A 16,058-nucleotide genomic window follows, 5' to 3' on the forward strand; every position below is an offset into this window, starting at 1 on the left:
CGGGCGAAAGCCCGGCTTTCTGTTTATCAGAGAAGCACCTAAACGAGAGCGATCGCAGCCTCAGCTCAATGCAAGTTCATTTGGCCCCTTCGATGTCCGACAGCGATCTGCACCGCCTCCCCGACCAGCTCCGCGAAAACCTCCGCCTCGTCTTCGTCGGCACCGCCGCCAGCACGCGTTCGGCCGAGCTCGGGCACTACTACGCCCATCCCGGCAATCGCTTCTGGCGGGCGATCCATGAAGCCGGCATCACGCCGCGGCGCTATCAGCCGAGCGAGTTCGCCGCGCTGCTCGAACTCGGGATCGGCTTCACCGATCTCTCCAAGTCGGGCGCCGGGATGGATCACCAGATCGAGGCTGAAACGATCGACGTGGCGGGGTTTCGGATCAAGATAGAGAGGTATCGTCCGAAGACGATTGCGTTCACCAGCAAGAAGGCGGCGAGCCTGTTTTATGGCAGACCGTCGAGCACGATTTCGCTTGGGCGGCAGCCGCACGATGAATGTCCGGCCGAGGTGTTCGTGCTGCCGTCGCCATCAGGCGCGGCGTCCGGGCATTGGACGCTGGAGCCGTGGCGGGAGCTTGCGGCGTGGATCGGTTCATAGGATCGGCGAACAACAGCCCGTTACATTCCGCCGTCGTCCCGGCGAAGGCGCCGGGACCCATAACCCCAGGGAGAGGTTTGGCGAAGACTCGTCGTTCGGTACTACGACCACTCGCAACTGATAGATCACGCGGTATGGGTCCCGGCCTTCGCCGGGACGACGGCGGGGATTTGGCAACGTCGTGCCGCCAAAATCGACGCAGATAAAGTTGTCGGATTCCGCCCCGGCCATTCGTCCTCTGGATACATCGCGCAGCACCGGAGCCCCCAGATGCTTCCCATCATCACCGCCTTTGAAAACTCGCCCGACCGCGGCGCCGGACAGGCGCGCGACATGCGGGTTCGCTGGGCGCTCGAAGAGGTCGGCCAGCCCTACCGCGTTCGCCTCGTCTCGTTCGAGGCAATGAAGCAGCCGGCGCATCGTGCGCTGCATCCGTTCGGGCAGATTCCGACCTATGAGGACGGCGATCTCGTCCTGTTCGAGTCGGGCGCGATCGTGCTCCACATCGCCGAGCGCCACGCCGGACTGCTGCCGGATAACGCCAATGCGAGGGCGCGGGCGATTGTGTGGATGTTTGCCGCATTGAGCACGCTGGAGCCGCCGATCGTCGATCTCGGGATGGCCATGCTTTTCGAACGCGACAAGAGCTGGTACGCGGAGCGCCTGCCGGTCCTGAAGGATCGCGTCCGTGTCCGGCTCGGCGAACTGTCCCGTCACCTCGGCGAGGCCGACTGGCTCGACGGCGCGTTCAGCGCCGGCGATCTCCTGATGGTGACCGTGCTGCGCCGGCTGAGCGCATCGCGCCTGCTGGAGGAATATCCGAGCCTTTCAGCATATGTCGCGCGTGGCCAAGCGCGTCCGGCCTTCAAGCGTGCCTTCGATGCGCAATTGGCGGTTTTCACCGCCGCGCCGCGTTCGTAGCCAGCTCGTAGGGTGGGTTAGCGCAGCGTAACCCACCACTTGGCATCCAAGACTTGGCATCCAAGGCTTCGCGAGAAGTGGTGGGTTACGCCTTGCGCCTTCATTCGTGGAGCGAGCGAGTTTGTGAGCGGCTAACCCGCCCTACGAGAGTTGCGCCACACTCCAGCATTGCGTCCGCCGCAAAGCCCCTGCATGCTGCTTCCGTAGAACTATAGGGAGCGCCGCCCATGCTGACCCTCTATTCCTACCCCGAACTGTTCGGCGTCGCCGACAACAACGGCTATGGCCTCAAAGTCTACGCGTTCCTGAAACTCGCAGGCGTGCCGTTCGTGCATGAGCACGTGTTCGATGCCTCCGCCGCGCCGCGCGGGCAGCTGCCCTATGTCGTCGACGACGGCGAGACGATCGGCGACAGCGAGACGATCATCGCGCATGCAGTCGTGAAATATCGCCTGACCATCGATGCCGGACTTTCGCAGGCCGCACGCCGGACCAATCTCCTCGTCACGCGCATGCTGGATGATCTCTACTGAGTGATGTCGTATTCGCGCTGGAAGGACGAGCGCTACGTCCAGGCATTTTGCGATGCGTTTATGGCGCAGCATCCGCAAGTGGATGCCGAAGGGCTGGAGAAGGCGAAGGCCTACAACGCGCAGCGCTATTATTATCAGGGCATCGGCCGCTACACGCCCGGGCAGGCCTATGCGCGGGGGCTCGCGGATCTCGGGGTGTTGTCCGAGATCGTGCCTGCGAAGGGTTTTGTGCATGGCGCGGCGCCGACCAGCGTCGATGCCGGCATCTACGGCTTTCTCGCCAACATCCACTTCTTTCCGATCCCAACGCCACTCAAGGCCTTCGTCGATGCGCACGAGAATCTCGTCGCGCATTGCGAGCGGATTCATGCGGCGGTGAGCGGAGACTGAGAACTAGCGGCCTCACATCCAGTCCTCATCCTGAGGAGGCCGCGAGGCGGCCGTCTCGAAGGATGGCCGCGGGCGAGAGACGGGCCTGCATGGTTCGAGACGGCGCTTCGCGCCTCCTCACCATGAGGGTCTGGCGTCGGAAAATGCGGAAAGATGGTGGGCACGGCGCTTGCGCGCCTTTGCCCACCCTACAACCCAGCCGCTCTACCGCATCGTGATCGCGAGGCCGCTGAGGTCCGCATTCGCCATCAGGCCGACCTGCGTGCCGGAGAGCTCCAGCACGGCGCCCTTCTGGTTGGTGAGCACGATGGCGCGGGCGCCGGCACCCACCGCAAGGCCAGCACCGGCGGCGCCGTAGACGCCGGCGACGTCCGACGGGCGGAAGATGTTGGAGACGCGGCCGCGCAGCACGGTCCTGGAGCCGCCGAACACGAGGCCGTAGTCGAGGCCGCCGGTCGAGAGCGCGTAGGAGCGGCCGCGGAAGTTGAGCACGCCCGAGCCGCCCGAGCCGCCGATGATCCAGCCCGCCTTGTAGATCGTCAGCGTCACGAAGCCGCTGTCGGCCTGCGCGGCGGTGGAAAGGCCGGCAAAGGCGGCAATGGCGACGAGCGCGGCGCGGAGAGAGGATGCGAATTTCATGGGGCGGCTCCGGAAAGGATTGGCAGGGGAAAGCGAATCAGGACGCGCGAATCTATCCGATGGATCGCGGCGGCAAAATGTTCGGCAGGCGACAGCAGCGCGGATGTCATTGCAAGTCCCTCACATGCAGCTAGGCTGCACCAATCCGCCATTCGGGCTCGGAGGTCCCCATGCCGATCCAGCATTTCGCACCGCCGCCGCACGTCAAGGCGCCGCCGCTGTCCTTTGCCACCCGCGTCGGCGACCTCCTGTTCATCTCGGGCATTCCCGGCTTCGACGCCCACGGCGCGCTGCCCGAGGGCTTCGAGGCGCAGTTCGCCAACGTCGTCATCAACATCAAGCGGGTGCTGGCGGAGGCAGGCAGCTCCACGCATGACCTCGCCAAGGTCAACGTGCTGCTGACCCGCGCCTCCGACGTCGCGGCGATGAACGCGCTCTATGCCGGCGCGTTCGGCCCGCCGCCCTATCCCGCGCGCACCACCTGCGTGGTGCATGCGCTCCCCGATCCGAGGATGCTGATCGAGATCGAGGCGGTGGCGTCGCTGGCGAAGTGAGAGATTGCGCGCGAATGGGCCTCATCGTCGTCCTGGCGAAAGCCAGGACCCATTACCCCGAACGGTTCTGGTTTAGCGCGAGCTGAGCAACAAACATCGTGCAACACGGTGAAATCACACGGTATGGGTCCTGGCGTTCGCCAGGACGACGCCAGGCAATCGCATCGCAACTGACATATGCGTGAACGACGGCGGCATCGGCTTGCAACGAGCCTGCTTTTGCCGCACGAGATTTGCGGACTTCAGACGTCAACAAGGGGATATATTTCAATGCGTCGCGTTCTTGCTGTTTGTGCCGTCGCCGGCATCGCCTCATCGGTCTTTGCCGTGCCGGCGTCCGCCAAGGTCGGCTATTACGTGATCCGCTGGGACAACACCGGCATCTGCCAGATCTGGAATGAGGACCTCCGTTACAAGCCGACGGAATGGCCCTCGACCTACAAGGTGGTCAGCAAGCCATTCCCGACCTTCACGGCCGCCAATGACGTGCAGCTCAAGCTGCGGGCCGAGCGCCGCTGCACGCTGTAAGCGGAAAGCAGAGATCAACGATTTTGCGGGGGCGGATGCGCTGACAGCGTCATCCGCCTTTTCGTTGCACGGGCCGTTAACCCTCATTTTCAGGCAAAATCCAGCAATTTCTGCTGGTCAAGCTTTGAACCTGTTTCGGCCGGGGAACTACTCACCTGTTGTCCGGGCCGCAGCCTCCAAACGGCCCGCGCCACGCCTCCCAGACATTGTCGGGAGGAGCATCACATCTTTCATTTGAGGAGCTATCATGCGTCGTTTTTCCATGCTGTGTGCCGCTGTCGGCGTTGCTGCTGCTGCCTTCGTTGCCACCAGCCCTGCTGAAGCCGCCGGCTATCACCTGATCCGCTGGCAGAACACCGGCATCTGCCAGATCTGGGACGAAAGCATTCCGACGACGCCGTGGCCGTCCGACTTTCATCGCGTCAGCCATTCCGTTCCGACCTTCGTCGACGCGCTCGCTTTGAAGGAGCACGCGCTGAAGAAGGGTCACTGCACCCTCTAAAGCTATCGTCGATCGACGGACGCTTAGAAGCGGGCAAGGGCGCGAGCCGCGTCCTTGCCCGTTCGCATGTTTGACAAGGGGACAGCTCGATGCGCACTGCGATGACGAAAGCTGCGGTCCTCGGATTGTCGCTTCTGTGGCTCGTGACGCCGGCTCAGGCGCAGGCCCCGCAATCCTTCCGCGTGATCTCGCCGATCTTCAGCCAGCTCGTCAGCTTTGCGATGCCGTCGAATTTTGCCGCGGTGTTCGAGAACACCAAGGGCGGTCACTACATCCGCGAGGCCGCGCTCAAGGGCGAGAGCGCGCAAGCCTGGACGCAGATGATCACGGTCACCGGCGAGAAAGGTGCTTCCGGCAATCCGGGCCTGACGCCGGAGAAATTCGCCGGCAACATCGCCGGCGGCTTCAAATCAGCCTGCCCCGAGAGTTTCGCCGCGAAGGCGCTCGGCACCACCAGGTTCGGCGGCTTCGATGCGTTCATCGCCGTGATCGGCTGCGGCAGCGTCGACACCGGCCCTGAGCGTCACAGCGAAACCGCCCTGCTGATCGCGCTGAAGGGCGAAGCCGACTACTACACCATTCAATGGGCCGAGCGCGGACCCGCCTCCGGCAAGCCGCCGCTCGACGACGAGAAATGGCCCGCACGCCTGCGCGAGCTGCGCCCGATCGACCTCTGCCCGATCGTCGCGGGCGAGAAGGCGCCCTATCCGAGCTGCGTGAACAGAAGCTGACGCCTCACGCGTCCTTGTGCGCGCCGGGGTGAATCAAAACGTCCCGCGCGGCGGCGAGGTCGAGGAAGGCCTGCTCGCTGCCGCCGCGATCGGGATGCATCGTCTTGGCGAGGCGGCGATAGGCCTGATGGATATCGTCGCAGGTGAGCTGCACCGCGAGCGGCAGGCCGAGCGTGCGGCGCGCGCGTTCTTCGCTGGTAAGCTTTTTCGGTAGCGCGTTGCGACGGCCGAAGCGCGGTGCCGTCAGGCCGTGGATCACCTCGAGCACGACACCGAGGCGGCGCTGCGCCGCGACCGTGATGTCGTGGGCTTCGCCGTCATGGGCGGCCTGGCGCAGGATCGGAATCGCCTGCTCGGCCGCCTGGCGCAGCGTCGTATCGGTGCTCGCACGCGCGATCTCGGCCGCAAGCCGGCCCGCCTCGTCCCAGTCGACGGTGTGGGCGGTCCGCAGGCGTTCGAGAGCCAGCTTCCAGGATTCAATCCGGTCCATCATGCGCGCAACACTTAGCAACGAAGGCCAGTATGCCAAGCGCGGCGTTTCCGACGCCTTAATTTCGGGTTAGCCTTTCGCGAAACTTCGAGATGAATCCGGCAACACCAAAAAAAACAGTCGAGGAAGCGCCAGCCGTTCTTGCTCGGTGTCATCCCCGCGAAAGCCTTCGCCGGGCATGACAGCGAGTTTGTGACAGGCCCTTACTCATATCGCTACGCAGCTTGTGCCAATGGCGGCGGCTTTGCGGTTATCCCAAGGTGAATTCAAGCATTTCGCCGTTGTTAACCATCCGTTAACCAAACCCGCCCACCGTAGAACTACGGCTTGGGGGTCGTTTGTTCTCGATCCGCTTCCATCGACGGAAGCGGGCGTTGGTCGGGAGGTGTGTTAATGACCATTGTTTACGCGGCTGCGTCCGCATCGGCTGCGCAGTCCCTTGCCCCCAATGAAATCGTTCCGCTCCTGATTGGCGCGACCGTCGGCGAGATCGAGCGCGAGCTCGTGCTCCAGACGCTCGCCCGCTGCGACGGCAACCGCACGCGCGCCGCGCGCGTGCTCGGCCTCTCCGTGCGCACGCTGCGCAACAAGATCCGGATCTACGCAGCCGAAGGCATCGACGTGCCCGCCTATCACGATTAGAGCGTAAGGCCACAGCTCCATCCGCCTTTGATGTCGACCGAGGCCGCCAAACCGGCCTCGCGCAATTGCTGCTGTCGTGAAACGCCGCTAATTAACGGGCTTCTCGATCAGGAGCAGTGGCGTGGCGGACGATCAGGGGCGGCAAGGGCGACAGGGACCTCAGGGTCCGCGTGGGCGGCAGGGCGAGCCGGGGCGGGCGGGCCCGCAGGGACATCCCGGGCGGCGCGGCCCGGATGGCGGGCGCGGCAAGCCCGGGTCGCAGGGCAAGCCCGGACCGGTCGGAAAAGCCGGACCGCAGGGCAAGCCGGGTGCGCAAGGCAAGCCTGGCGAGGCCGGCCCGCGTGGCCCCATCGGCGCGCAAGGGGCAGCCGGACCGCAGGGACCGGCCGGTCCGCAAGGCCCGCGCGGCGAAGCCGGCCCGCCCGGTCAATTGCCCCAAATCGAGCAGGTGCTGCCATGGCTGGAGCAACTCTTTGATGCCTGGGACGAGCGGCGGCGCCAGCGCGAGCGCGAAGCGGTCGAGCGCGAGGCGCTGGAAGCTGCCGTCCAGGACGATGGCGAGACGGACGTCTTCGCCGATGACGACAGCGACGCGCCGGATGGCGACGACGACGATCACAAGAAAAAGAAGAAAAAGAAGAAGCACGGCAACAAGGACAAATAGGCGCGGCCCGCGCCTATTGCACGGACCGATCATCCTTGTGCGGCAACATGCCCATGCGCTCGAGCTGCCAGCGCATGGCGCGGTACCAGACGTAGCCGACCGCCGCGCCGCAGGCCGCCAGGATGACGAGATTGGCGCTGCTGTAGGAACCGCTCCACCACATCATCCAGGTCGTCCACAGCACCGTGAAGATGGCGGCACCGGCTTTGAGGGAGATCAGGGGGCGGCTCATGGTCGTGCTCCGGGTTCGCTCGAAAACCCCGGCGACCATCATCGCGCCTCGCGCCGCGAGGGACCGTGAGCCAGGTCACGCTGGGCGCTAGCCGAAGCGCAGCCGCGAGCGCTCCTTTGCCTTCTCGGCCTCCACCGCACGATCCCGCACCGGCGCATGGGTGTGCAGCGAGGTCAGAAGCCGCCGCGCCGCCTCCGACACCTCCGTCACCGCGCGATCGAACGCCGCCTCATTGGCCTGCGACGGCTTGTTGAAGCCGGACAGTTTGCGCACGAATTGCAGCGCGCTGGCCTGGATCTCGTCCTCCGTCGCCGGCGGCTCGAAGTTGAACAGCGTCTTGATGTTGCGGCACATAAGTTCCTCCTGAAAGGCGCTCCTGTTCGAAGACGATCGGCGTCAACCCAATGCTACATGCCGGGTCCGCCGATGTCATCGGCACCACGGTGGGTCAGAACGGAACGGCGACGCCAAGCCGCTCGAAGAAGGCGCGCCCCTTCGGCGTGAGACGAAGCAAGCACGAATGAGCCGGCGGGCTCGTTGGGCCGGCCGCAGAAATATTCCGCTCTGACGATGCATCACCGCGAAAATGTTGTGGCGGCCGACCCTGTATCCGCTCTCGCCCCCCGGGGCGACGCTGCTAGGATCGCTCTCGAAGCGGCCCGAATGAAACGAGCTGCACAGGAGAGAGAGAACCATGAAAGCTTCGTGCGTGGCGCTGTCGGCCGCCCTGCTGTCCATTTCGATGTCGGCGATGGCCGCCGATTATCCAGCCCCGAAGCAGGGCGACTGGATCGCCAGGGATTTCAAGTTCCACACCGGCGAAACCATGGCCGAGCTGAAGCTGCACTACACAACGATCGGCGAGCCGACCGGCCAGCCCGTACTGGTGCTGCACGGCACCGGCCAATCGGCCGCAGGCCTGCTGACGCCGGCTTTCGCAGGCGAATTGTTCGGCGCCGGACAGCCGCTCGATGCGTCCAAATATTACATCATCATTCCCGATGCGGTCGGCCACGGCAAATCGTCAAAACCGTCCGACGGGATGAAGGCGAGCTTTCCGAAGTACAATTACGACGACATGGTCGACGCGCAGTACCGCCTTGTGACGGAAGGCCTCGGCATCAAGCACTTGCGCCTCGTGATCGGCAATTCCATGGGCGGCATGCAGACCTGGCTGTGGGGCGAGAAATATCCGCAAAGCATGGATGCGCTGGTGCCGATGGCCTCGCAACCGACCGAGATGGCATCGCGCAACTGGATGATGCGGCGGATCATGCTCGATACCATCCGCAGCGATCCCGACTACAACGGCGGCAATTACACCAGCCAGCCGCGCATGATGAAATACGCCATCGTCACCTATGGCATCGCAAGCATCGGCGGAACGCTCGCCTATCAGGCCCAGGCGCCGACGGCGGCAAAGGCCGACAAGATGGTCAACGAACGGCTCGCTGCACCAATCACCGCGGATGCCAATGATTTCGTCTGGCAGTGGGAATCCTCACACGATTACAATGCCTCGGAGCCGCTGGAGCGGATCGAGGCGCCGCTGCTGCTGATCAATGCCGCCGACGACGAGCGCAATCCGCCGGAGACGGGCGTTACGGAAGCAGCGATGAAGCGGATCAAGAACGGCCGCCTCTACCTGATCCCTGCGAGCACGGAGACGCGCGGTCACGGCACCACCGGCAATGCAAAGTTCTACACCGAGCAGCTTCGTCAATTGCTCCAAACCGCGCCACAGCGGACGATGTGAGCGCGCTACGCGGCCGTTGATTTCGCATCGCATCAACCGCCGCGGATGCGCTCCGCATATTATTTGAGCATGCATCGAGCCAGCAGCTCGGGCTTAATCGCGTCAACGACACGAATCGACGCGCGGCTCAACCGCGCGCCCGTGACACGACGCGCGATATGGAGGATCGCATGCGCAAGTTTGCGCTGCTCGTTTGGCTGACCGGCACGACGGCACTGACCGGCGCTGCGCTTGCATTCGACAATGGGCAATATGACAACGTCCCGCCGGACATTCGCGCCTGGTTCAAGAGCGTGATGGCGCCGAACGGTGTGCCCTGCTGCGACATCTCCGACGGCCACCGAACCGAATATGACGTGCGCGAGGGCAGCTATTGGGTGCCGATCGAGGGACAGTGGATGGCGGTGCCCGAGCGCGCCATCATCCGCGATCGTGGCAACCCGGTCGGTCAGGCCGTGGTGTGGTACGTGCACCATCAAGGCCGCATCATCATCAGCTGCTTCGTGCCGGCAGATGCGGTCTAGCGCATCATGACATGCTGGATTTCGTTAGCTGGGCGCAGCCCGATCAGTTAGTTTGACGCGCCAGTTCAAACGGAGGCACGCCGTTGACCGACCTTTGCGCCGAAGATCTCGCCGCCATCTATCCGAAGCCGAGCCCGCGCGTGATCGCGAAAGCGCGGCCCGCGATCGACGTGCATGCCAGGAAGTTCATCGAGATGTCGCCGTTCTGCGTCCTGGCGACATCAGGCACTGATGGTAGCGTCGACGCCTCGCCGCGCGGCGGCGGCGCCGGCTTCGTTCACATCGCTGGCCCCAATCAGTTGCTGATGCCGGATCGTTCCGGCAACAACCGAATCGACAGTTTCAGGAACGTCGTCGAAGGCTCGGGCTTCGTGCATCTGTTGTTCTTCGTGCCGGGCATCGACGAGACGCTGCGCGTCGGCGGACGCGGCACGCTGTCGGCGGATCCGGAGCTGCTCGCCTCGATGGTCGAGTTCGGCAAGCCGCCGCGCGCGGTGCTGAGTGTTGCGGTGAGCGAGGTCTACTTCCACTGCGGCAAAGCCTTGATGCGCTCAAAGCTATGGTCGCCGGAGGTGAAGGTGGAACGCGCGGTAATGCCGAGCATCGTCCAGGTGATCCACGACCAGACGGGCTTGGGCGAGCCCGAGAGCCAGGACGTGGTGGAAGCGCGCTACAAAACGCAGTTGTAGCTGGGACAACAGGCTCATCGTCGTCCCGGACAAGCGCAGTGAAGCGGAGCGCAGATCCGGAACCCATAACCACAGGATCTAGTTTGACGAAGACTCGTGGTTGCCAGTCGTGCGCCACAACTTCTCCCTGGGGTAATGGGTCCCGGCCTTCGCCGGGACGCCCCTGGAGTGTGCGGCACTAGAGGTGCCAACTAATGCCCCTCGCCCTCGAGCCCGCCGACGTGCTTCTGGGTGTAGAGCTCGAGGCCGATGCGGCCGATCAGGTCGAGCTGGGTCTCGAGGAAGTCGATGTGGTGCTCCTCGTCGCTCATCAGCTTCTCGAACAGGTCGCGCGTGACGTAGTCCTTCACGCTGTGGCAGTAGGTGGCCGCTTCTTGGTAGAGCGCGCGCGCGCTAATCTCGGCGGCGAGATCGCAATCAATGATCTCCTTGACGTTCTGGCCGATGCGCAGGGGATCGAGCACCTGCATGTTCGGGAAGCCGTCGAAGAACAGGATGCGTTCGGTGAGCTTGTCGGCGTGCTCCATCTCCTCGATGGATTCCTTGCGCCAGACCTTGGCCATGTCGCGCAGGCCCCAATTGTCGAGGAAGCGGTAGTGCAGCCAGTATTGATTGATCGCGGTGAGCTCGTGACGCAGTGCCTTGTTGAGATATTCGATAACTTTCGCGTCGCCCTGCATGATTCACTCCAGCTCTTGCGGCTTCTTCGGTAATAAACCGAATTTAGAACGCTTCTAAAACAACTTTGGAACGAGAGCAACCCATCGCAGGGTCGCACCCCGGGAATAAGCTCAGCCGATGGAAGAAATGAAGTCAGCAGGCTGCGAGAGCGAACTCGGCCAGCTCGACGATTTCGTCGTTGGCGGCGACCTGGTGGCTGTGCGGGCAGCCGGCACAGCAGGACTTGGCGCACGGGCCGAGGGCTTCATCGATGATGGTCTTGATGGTGCGTGCGCAGCGTCCGCATTCGGCGCTACAACCGAGGCAGCCATAGACCTGCTTGGCATGACGCACGGCGTCGTCGGAATCGGCGACGGCGGCGCGGATGTCGTCATCGCTCAGCACGTTACAGGAACAGACGATCATGGAAAGCGGCAGGCCCTTCGGTGATGCACCATCATCGATATTTAAGGGCTCGGCCGGATGCAAAAGGAAAAACCGGTATTTGAAGCTATTCCAAACTGAGCCGCGATTCAGCCTAGAACGGGTCTAAAAAGACAACTTGCGCTGGATCAAGGTTGCAACCGAATTGAGGCCTAATCGCCGCCTCCGCCACCACCGCTGTCCCCGCCTCCTCCGCAATCGCCACCACTGCTCCCGCTGTCACTGCTGACGCTACAGGAGCCGCTGTCGCTCGGATTACCGGAACTATCAACCGACGAAGTATCGCTGGAGAACCAGCTCCCCAGCGCAAAGCCGTCAGTGCTTCCAGAATAGCTGTCGCCGCCATCGGCACCAGCGCCTGCACGCGAGCGCCGCCGGCCGCGATTCTGCACATGGGCCATCAGGGCGTAGCCGATGACCGAGGTGACCCCTACGGCGATCAGGGCATTCATCATCAAACTGCTCATGGCTCACTGCTCGGATTTCGTGCGTCGCGGGAGCCACCTCCCGCACGCATTCGTCGCCCCCCGCAGGCCTTCCGTTCATTGATCATTCAAGCAGAATGTGGAACCTTAGGTCCGGAACCACGTCCGCGTCCGCTGTGTTGAAAGGTCAAATCCATGAAGAAATCGCTGCTGGCATTCGCTGCCGCCGCCACCCTGGCGGCATCGGCGCTCGCGCCTGCGCCGGCCCATGCGCAACGCGGTGTCGCCGCGGGCGTGGCCGCCGGCATCGTTGGCGGTGCCATCGTCGGGGGTGCGCTGGCATCCCCGTATTATTACGGACCCGGCCCCGGTTACTATTATGGTCCAGGCTATGCGCCTCCGCCCCGCTACTACGGCCCGGGCCCGGGCTATGCCGCCGACGACTATTACGGCGGCTGCGTCTGGCAACGGCAGCGCTTCTGGGACGGCTATGCCTGGCGCGTCCGTCGCGTCAGAGTCTGTGGCTAAGACGTAAAAACCGGTTCATTACGGATGCCCCGTTCATCTCGGGGCCCGAAAAAGACCGCTTTTTCTCGTCACAGCTCCGCGTGCGTTTACCGTGGATTGACCATTTGCGCGCTTCCTAGCCCAGAGGCCAATTACATCAGAGTGTGCGTGAACCTTTGAACCCGTGGCGTTCCTAACAAGGAGCGTCCATCTCCCAGGAGAGCCTAGAGCATGAAGAAGACTTTTGTTGCCGCCCTCACGGTTGCGACGGTCGCCGGTTCGCTGGTGACTGCCACTCCGCCCGCCAAGGCCAATGACGGCGTCGGCGCCGGCATCGCTGCCGGCCTGATCGGCGGCGCCATCGTCGGCGGCGCCATCGCGTCGAGCCGTCCGGCCTATGGCGGACCGGTCTACGTGGCCGAGCCCCCGCCGCCTGCGCCCTGCTACTGGCAGCGCCAGCGTTACTGGGACGGTTACGGCTGGGTCGTCCGCCCGGTTCGCGTCTGCTACTGATCTGATCGTAAGGCGCTAACGCGCCACGATCGAAGCCCGGCCGAGACCATCGGCCGGGCTTTATTCTTTTCAGGCGCGGGACGATCGTTCGGCTACCGTGCCGCCTGAATCGAGCGCAGCACCTCTTCGCTCGGCCAGCAATCGACCTTCAGTCCCGCCGACTTCTGATAGGCGCCGAGCGCCGCACGCGTCAGCATGCCGGCCTTGCCGTCGAGCTTGTCCTTGTAGAGCCCGATGCGCGTCAGCCCGCGCTGCATCGCCTCGACATCCTTGGTGCGCAACTGCTTCGAGGCCGACCAGGGTGTCGCAAACGGCAGCGGGCTCGTCATGCGGTCGCTGAGGTGGCCGACGAACAGCACGTAGAGATCCGAGAAATTGTATTCCTTGATGACGAAGTAGTTCTTCGTGGTCAGGAACGACGGGCCATAAATGCCTTCGGGCTGAAGCAGCGATGCCGGCTGCGCGAGTTCAGCCGCACTCAGCTTCTGCCCGCGCACCGGCACAAAGCCTTCGCGCAGCCACTGGCCGATCGGCTTCGTCACTTCCGGCACGCCGCTGGTACAATCGACCTTCGCCGGCGCCTGCACCTCATAGGCCCAGCGCACGCCGCTCTGCCAGCCCTTGTTGACGAGCTGCTGCGCGGCGGAGGCCAGCGCATCTGGCACCGAGTGCCAGATGTCGATGCGGCCGTCGCCGTCGAAATCGACGCCATGCTTGTAGTATTCGGACGGCAGGAACTGCGTGAGGCCGGTGGCGCCTGCCCAGGACGCGCGCATGTCCTTGCGCGTCACCACGCCCTCGCCGAGGATCTTCAGCGCGAGATTGAACTCGTTGCGATACGTGTCCTTGCGCCGGCCGACATAGGCCTGCGTCGCAAGCACGCGCACGAGATCATAAGGCAGCGTGTAGCGGCCATAGTCGGTCTCGCGACCCCAGATCGCCAGCATCACGGTGGCCGGCACGCCGGAGTTCTTCTCAATTTCTGTGAGCGCGGGTCGATACTTTTGCAGGAGCCGCTGCCCCTCGCCGGCAAGGCGTGCGATCGAGGCTTCCTTGATGTAATCAGCAGGCACCTGCACGAACTCGGCCTGCGACGGCGCGCCGGTCGCGGGCCGTCCCGGCAGGATCAGATCAGGCAGCTTGTAATCCGGCTCGAGCCCGCGCGTCTGCTCGTCAAACGTCGCGCGCGACACGCCCTCAGCCTGCGCCTCCGGCCAGAGCGAGGCGATGAACTGGGCGAAGGCGGCGTCGGCGGCATGGGCGGACGACCAGCCGCAGGTGACCACAATCACCGCAGCAATGAGCGTCCGCCGCATCATGCTGAAATCACCGCGTCAGCTTCTTGTACTTCACGCGGTGCGGAAGGATGCTGTCCTGGCCGAGGCGACGCATCTTGTCCTTCTCGTAGTCCTGGAAGTTGCCTTCGAACCATTCGACATGGCTGTCGCCCTCGAAGGCCAGGATGTGGGTCGCGATGCGGTCGAGGAACCAGCGATCGTGGCTGATGATGACAGCGCAGCCGGCAAAATCCTCCAGCGCCTCTTCGAGCGCGCGCAGCGTGTCGACGTCGAGATCGTTGGTCGGCTCGTCGAGCAGCAGAACGTTGGCGCCGGACTTCAGCATCTTGGCGAGATGCACGCGGTTGCGCTCACCGCCGGAGAGCGCACCGACCTTCTTCTGCTGATCGGCGCCCTTGAAGTTGAACGACGAGCAATAGCCGCGCGAATTGACTTCCTTCTTGCCGAGCAGGATCAGCTCGTTGTTGCCTGAAATCTCCTCCCACACCGTCTTCTTGCCGTCGAGCGCGTCGCGCGACTGGTCGACATAGCCGAGATGCACGCTCTCGCCGACGGTGATGGTGCCCTTGTCAGGGGTTTCCTGCTTGGTGATCATCTTGAACAGCGTGGTCTTGCCGGCGCCGTTCGCGCCGATCACGCCGACAATGCCGCCCGGCGGCAGCTTAAAGGTGAGATCGTCGATCAGCATGCGCTCGCCGAAACCCTTGCTGAGGCTTTCGAAATCCACGACATTCTGGCCGAGGCGCTCGGCGACGGGAATCGTGATCTGCGCCGTCTGGGTCTGCTTTTCGCTCGCCTGCTTCAACAGCTCTTCATAGCGCTGATAGCGCGCCTTGGACTTGGCCTGGCGTGCCTTAGGCGAGGATGCGATCCACTCCTGCTCGCGCGCCAGCGTCTTCTGATGCGCGGCATCCTCGCGGCCTTCCTGCTCCAGCCGCTTCTGCTTCTGCACCAGCCAGGACGAATAGTTGCCCTCGTAGGGAATGCCCTTGCCGCGATCGAGCTCGAGGATCCAGCCCGTGACGTTGTCGAGGAAGTAACGGTCGTGGGTGACGATCAGGATCGCGCCGGGATAGTTGCGAAGATGCCCTTCAAGCCACGACACGGATTCCGCGTCGAGATGGTTGGTCGGTTCGTCCAGCAGCAGCAGCTCGGGCTGGTCGAGCAGCAGCCGGCATAGCGCGACGCGGCGGCGCTCACCGCCGGAGAGTTTCGTGACGTCGGCATCGTCGGGCGGGCAGCGCAACGCGTCCATCGCCTGGTCGACCTTGCTGTCGAGATCCCAGAGGCCCTGGGCCTCGATCTCGTCCTGGAGCTTGGTCATCTCATCAGCCGTCTCGTCCGAGTAGTTGACGGCGAGCTCATTGTAGCGGTCGAGGATCGCCTTCTGCTTGGCGACGCCCTGCATGACGTTCTCGCGGACGGAAAGCTTGGGATCGAGCTGCGGTTCCTGCTCGAGGTAGCCGACGCGGGCGCCCTCGGCGACCCAGGCCTCCCCGGTATATTCCTTGTCGAGGCCGGCCATGATCTTGAGCAGCGTCGACTTGCCCGAGCCGTTGACGCCCAGCACGCCGATCTTGGCGTCCGGGTAGAAGCTCAGGCGAATGTTGTCGAGCACCTTGCGGGTCGGGTAGCTCTTGGTCAGGCCTTCCATGAAATAGACGAACTGGCGCGCCATCGGTCCCGTGAAACCTTCGATTTGAGGAAATTTGCTTGCTGCCGATGTAGCGATCCTGCCCCCAAAGGGCAACGTTTTCCCTCCGTTCACCACGGATGAATACGGGATGGACACCATGCGGGCAGCCGATCCC

22 protein-coding genes and 1 pseudogene are annotated in these 16,058 nt (G+C 63.8%); 14 read left to right on the forward strand and 9 right to left on the reverse strand.

The genetic code is table 11. The features are described from left to right. Positions 1–92 precede the first annotated feature (92 nt). The 3 genes and pseudogenes from NLM33_RS19400 to NLM33_RS19410 all read left to right on the forward strand — a co-directional run bounded on the left by NLM33_RS19400 (position 93) and on the right by NLM33_RS19410 (position 2,449). Positions 93–605, forward strand: a complete 513-nt coding sequence (locus NLM33_RS19400; RefSeq protein ID WP_254097691.1) for a mismatch-specific DNA-glycosylase — start codon at positions 93–95, stop codon at positions 603–605. A gap of 270 nt (positions 606–875) precedes the next feature. After that, on the forward strand, positions 876–1,526 hold the full coding sequence (locus NLM33_RS19405; RefSeq protein WP_254097693.1) for a glutathione S-transferase family protein: 651 nt from the start codon (positions 876–878) through the stop codon (positions 1,524–1,526). A gap of 227 nt (positions 1,527–1,753) precedes the next feature. Then, positions 1,754–2,449 (forward strand): annotated as a pseudogene (locus tag NLM33_RS19410) (glutathione S-transferase family protein). Between the two features lie 204 nt (positions 2,450–2,653). Here NLM33_RS19410 and NLM33_RS19415 read toward each other — a convergent pair. Then, positions 2,654–3,088 (reverse strand): hypothetical protein, encoded by a 435-nt coding sequence (locus NLM33_RS19415; protein ID WP_254097695.1) that lies wholly within the window; start codon positions 3,086–3,088, stop codon positions 2,654–2,656. 170 nt (positions 3,089–3,258) lie between these two features. Between NLM33_RS19415 and NLM33_RS19420 the strand changes: the two genes are divergently transcribed. From NLM33_RS19420 to NLM33_RS19435, 4 genes are all read left to right on the forward strand, one after another. Further along, on the forward strand, positions 3,259–3,642 hold the full coding sequence (locus tag NLM33_RS19420) for a RidA family protein (protein ID WP_254097697.1): 384 nt from the start codon (positions 3,259–3,261) through the stop codon (positions 3,640–3,642). 270 nt (positions 3,643–3,912) lie between these two features. Beyond that, a complete protein-coding gene (locus NLM33_RS19425; protein WP_254097699.1) occupies positions 3,913–4,170 on the forward strand; it encodes a hypothetical protein in 258 nt (85 codons plus the stop codon). Between the two features lie 247 nt (positions 4,171–4,417). Next, positions 4,418–4,672, forward strand: coding sequence for a hypothetical protein (locus NLM33_RS19430; protein WP_027522405.1), 255 nt, complete (start codon positions 4,418–4,420; stop codon positions 4,670–4,672). Between the two features lie 89 nt (positions 4,673–4,761). Further along, complete coding sequence (locus tag NLM33_RS19435; protein WP_254097701.1) at positions 4,762–5,403, forward strand: hypothetical protein; 642 nt, start codon at positions 4,762–4,764, stop codon at positions 5,401–5,403. A 4-nt stretch (positions 5,404–5,407) separates the two neighbouring features. Here NLM33_RS19435 and NLM33_RS19440 read toward each other — a convergent pair whose 3' ends face one another. Continuing rightward, the gene (locus tag NLM33_RS19440; protein ID WP_254097703.1) at positions 5,408–5,896 is read right to left on the reverse strand and encodes a DnaJ domain-containing protein; all 489 of its coding nucleotides are present in this window, start codon (positions 5,894–5,896) and stop codon (positions 5,408–5,410) included. Positions 5,897–6,286: 390 nt separating this feature from the next. On the opposite strand from NLM33_RS19440, the gene NLM33_RS19445 reads away from it, so the two are divergent. Beyond that, a complete protein-coding gene (locus NLM33_RS19445; RefSeq protein WP_254097705.1) occupies positions 6,287–6,535 on the forward strand; it encodes a helix-turn-helix domain-containing protein in 249 nt (82 codons plus the stop codon). Between the two features lie 121 nt (positions 6,536–6,656). Next, on the forward strand, positions 6,657–7,199 hold the full coding sequence (locus NLM33_RS19450; RefSeq protein ID WP_254097707.1) for a collagen-like protein: 543 nt from the start codon (positions 6,657–6,659) through the stop codon (positions 7,197–7,199). Between the two features lie 13 nt (positions 7,200–7,212). Here the strand turns inward: NLM33_RS19450 and NLM33_RS19455 are convergent, their stop codons facing one another. After that, complete coding sequence (locus tag NLM33_RS19455; RefSeq protein ID WP_254097709.1) at positions 7,213–7,431, reverse strand: hypothetical protein; 219 nt, start codon at positions 7,429–7,431, stop codon at positions 7,213–7,215. An 87-nt stretch (positions 7,432–7,518) separates the two neighbouring features. Further along, complete coding sequence (locus NLM33_RS19460; protein ID WP_254097711.1) at positions 7,519–7,785, reverse strand: DUF2277 domain-containing protein; 267 nt, start codon at positions 7,783–7,785, stop codon at positions 7,519–7,521. Between the two features lie 340 nt (positions 7,786–8,125). Between NLM33_RS19460 and NLM33_RS19465 the strand changes: the two genes are divergently transcribed. The 3 genes from NLM33_RS19465 (at position 8,126) to NLM33_RS19475 (ending at position 10,400) form a co-directional block, all read left to right on the forward strand. Beyond that, complete coding sequence (locus NLM33_RS19465; protein ID WP_254097713.1) at positions 8,126–9,187, forward strand: alpha/beta fold hydrolase; 1,062 nt, start codon at positions 8,126–8,128, stop codon at positions 9,185–9,187. Positions 9,188–9,357: 170 nt separating this feature from the next. Beyond that, a complete protein-coding gene (locus NLM33_RS19470) occupies positions 9,358–9,711 on the forward strand; it encodes a hypothetical protein (RefSeq protein WP_254097715.1) in 354 nt (117 codons plus the stop codon). 83 nt (positions 9,712–9,794) lie between these two features. After that, positions 9,795–10,400 (forward strand): pyridoxamine 5'-phosphate oxidase family protein, encoded by a 606-nt coding sequence (locus NLM33_RS19475; RefSeq protein ID WP_254097717.1) that lies wholly within the window; start codon positions 9,795–9,797, stop codon positions 10,398–10,400. A gap of 191 nt (positions 10,401–10,591) precedes the next feature. On the opposite strand, the gene bfr is transcribed toward NLM33_RS19475, so the two are convergent. The 3 genes from bfr to NLM33_RS19490 form a co-directional block, all read right to left on the reverse strand. Next, complete coding sequence (gene bfr / locus NLM33_RS19480) at positions 10,592–11,080, reverse strand: bacterioferritin (protein WP_027522416.1); 489 nt, start codon at positions 11,078–11,080, stop codon at positions 10,592–10,594. Between the two features lie 133 nt (positions 11,081–11,213). Continuing rightward, entirely contained in the window at positions 11,214–11,486 is a 273-nt protein-coding gene (locus NLM33_RS19485; RefSeq protein WP_254105837.1) for a bacterioferritin-associated ferredoxin, read from the reverse strand. A 170-nt stretch (positions 11,487–11,656) separates the two neighbouring features. Then, on the reverse strand, positions 11,657–11,971 hold the full coding sequence (locus NLM33_RS19490) for a hypothetical protein (RefSeq protein WP_254097719.1): 315 nt from the start codon (positions 11,969–11,971) through the stop codon (positions 11,657–11,659). 153 nt (positions 11,972–12,124) lie between these two features. On the opposite strand from NLM33_RS19490, the gene NLM33_RS19495 reads away from it, so the two are divergent. Further along, the gene (locus NLM33_RS19495; protein WP_254097721.1) at positions 12,125–12,457 is read left to right on the forward strand and encodes a hypothetical protein; all 333 of its coding nucleotides are present in this window, start codon (positions 12,125–12,127) and stop codon (positions 12,455–12,457) included. 210 nt (positions 12,458–12,667) lie between these two features. Then, a complete protein-coding gene (locus NLM33_RS19500) occupies positions 12,668–12,949 on the forward strand; it encodes a hypothetical protein (RefSeq protein WP_254097723.1) in 282 nt (93 codons plus the stop codon). Positions 12,950–13,041: 92 nt separating this feature from the next. Here NLM33_RS19500 and NLM33_RS19505 read toward each other — a convergent pair whose 3' ends face one another. Both NLM33_RS19505 and ettA read right to left on the reverse strand, forming a co-directional pair. After that, positions 13,042–14,268, reverse strand: coding sequence for a lytic murein transglycosylase (locus NLM33_RS19505; protein WP_254097725.1), 1,227 nt, complete (start codon positions 14,266–14,268; stop codon positions 13,042–13,044). A 7-nt stretch (positions 14,269–14,275) separates the two neighbouring features. Further along, positions 14,276–15,925: an energy-dependent translational throttle protein EttA gene (gene ettA, locus NLM33_RS19510; protein ID WP_254097727.1), complete on the reverse strand. Its 1,650-nt coding sequence runs from the start codon at positions 15,923–15,925 to the stop codon at positions 14,276–14,278. Positions 15,926–16,058: the final 133 nt, after the last annotated feature.

Source organism: Bradyrhizobium sp. CCGUVB1N3 (assembly GCF_024199925.1).
Classification (GTDB): domain Bacteria; phylum Pseudomonadota; class Alphaproteobacteria; order Rhizobiales; family Xanthobacteraceae; genus Bradyrhizobium.

What these genes read in the sequence shown, in the direction of transcription:
- NLM33_RS19400 (WP_254097691.1), top strand. Translation starts at nt 93, where the DNA reads ATGTCCGACAGCGATCTGCACCGCCTCCCCGACCAGCTCCGCGAAAAC.
- NLM33_RS19405 (WP_254097693.1), top strand. Translation starts at nt 876, where the DNA reads ATGCTTCCCATCATCACCGCCTTTGAAAACTCGCCCGACCGCGGCGCC.
- NLM33_RS19415 (WP_254097695.1), bottom strand. Translation starts at nt 3,088, where the DNA reads ATGAAATTCGCATCCTCTCTCCGCGCCGCGCTCGTCGCCATTGCCGCC.
- NLM33_RS19420 (WP_254097697.1), top strand. Translation starts at nt 3,259, where the DNA reads ATGCCGATCCAGCATTTCGCACCGCCGCCGCACGTCAAGGCGCCGCCG.
- NLM33_RS19425 (WP_254097699.1), top strand. Translation starts at nt 3,913, where the DNA reads ATGCGTCGCGTTCTTGCTGTTTGTGCCGTCGCCGGCATCGCCTCATCG.
- NLM33_RS19430 (WP_027522405.1), top strand. Translation starts at nt 4,418, where the DNA reads ATGCGTCGTTTTTCCATGCTGTGTGCCGCTGTCGGCGTTGCTGCTGCT.
- NLM33_RS19435 (WP_254097701.1), top strand. Translation starts at nt 4,762, where the DNA reads ATGCGCACTGCGATGACGAAAGCTGCGGTCCTCGGATTGTCGCTTCTG.
- NLM33_RS19440 (WP_254097703.1), bottom strand. Translation starts at nt 5,896, where the DNA reads ATGATGGACCGGATTGAATCCTGGAAGCTGGCTCTCGAACGCCTGCGG.
- NLM33_RS19445 (WP_254097705.1), top strand. Translation starts at nt 6,287, where the DNA reads ATGACCATTGTTTACGCGGCTGCGTCCGCATCGGCTGCGCAGTCCCTT.
- NLM33_RS19455 (WP_254097709.1), bottom strand. Translation starts at nt 7,431, where the DNA reads ATGAGCCGCCCCCTGATCTCCCTCAAAGCCGGTGCCGCCATCTTCACG.
- NLM33_RS19460 (WP_254097711.1), bottom strand. Translation starts at nt 7,785, where the DNA reads ATGTGCCGCAACATCAAGACGCTGTTCAACTTCGAGCCGCCGGCGACG.
- NLM33_RS19465 (WP_254097713.1), top strand. Translation starts at nt 8,126, where the DNA reads ATGAAAGCTTCGTGCGTGGCGCTGTCGGCCGCCCTGCTGTCCATTTCG.
- NLM33_RS19470 (WP_254097715.1), top strand. Translation starts at nt 9,358, where the DNA reads ATGCGCAAGTTTGCGCTGCTCGTTTGGCTGACCGGCACGACGGCACTG.
- bfr (WP_027522416.1), bottom strand. Translation starts at nt 11,080, where the DNA reads ATGCAGGGCGACGCGAAAGTTATCGAATATCTCAACAAGGCACTGCGT.
- NLM33_RS19485 (WP_254105837.1), bottom strand. Translation starts at nt 11,486, where the DNA reads ATGATCGTCTGTTCCTGTAACGTGCTGAGCGATGACGACATCCGCGCC.
- NLM33_RS19490 (WP_254097719.1), bottom strand. Translation starts at nt 11,971, where the DNA reads ATGAGCAGTTTGATGATGAATGCCCTGATCGCCGTAGGGGTCACCTCG.
- NLM33_RS19495 (WP_254097721.1), top strand. Translation starts at nt 12,125, where the DNA reads ATGAAGAAATCGCTGCTGGCATTCGCTGCCGCCGCCACCCTGGCGGCA.
- NLM33_RS19500 (WP_254097723.1), top strand. Translation starts at nt 12,668, where the DNA reads ATGAAGAAGACTTTTGTTGCCGCCCTCACGGTTGCGACGGTCGCCGGT.
- NLM33_RS19505 (WP_254097725.1), bottom strand. Translation starts at nt 14,268, where the DNA reads ATGATGCGGCGGACGCTCATTGCTGCGGTGATTGTGGTCACCTGCGGC.
- ettA (WP_254097727.1), bottom strand. Translation starts at nt 15,925, where the DNA reads ATGGCGCGCCAGTTCGTCTATTTCATGGAAGGCCTGACCAAGAGCTAC.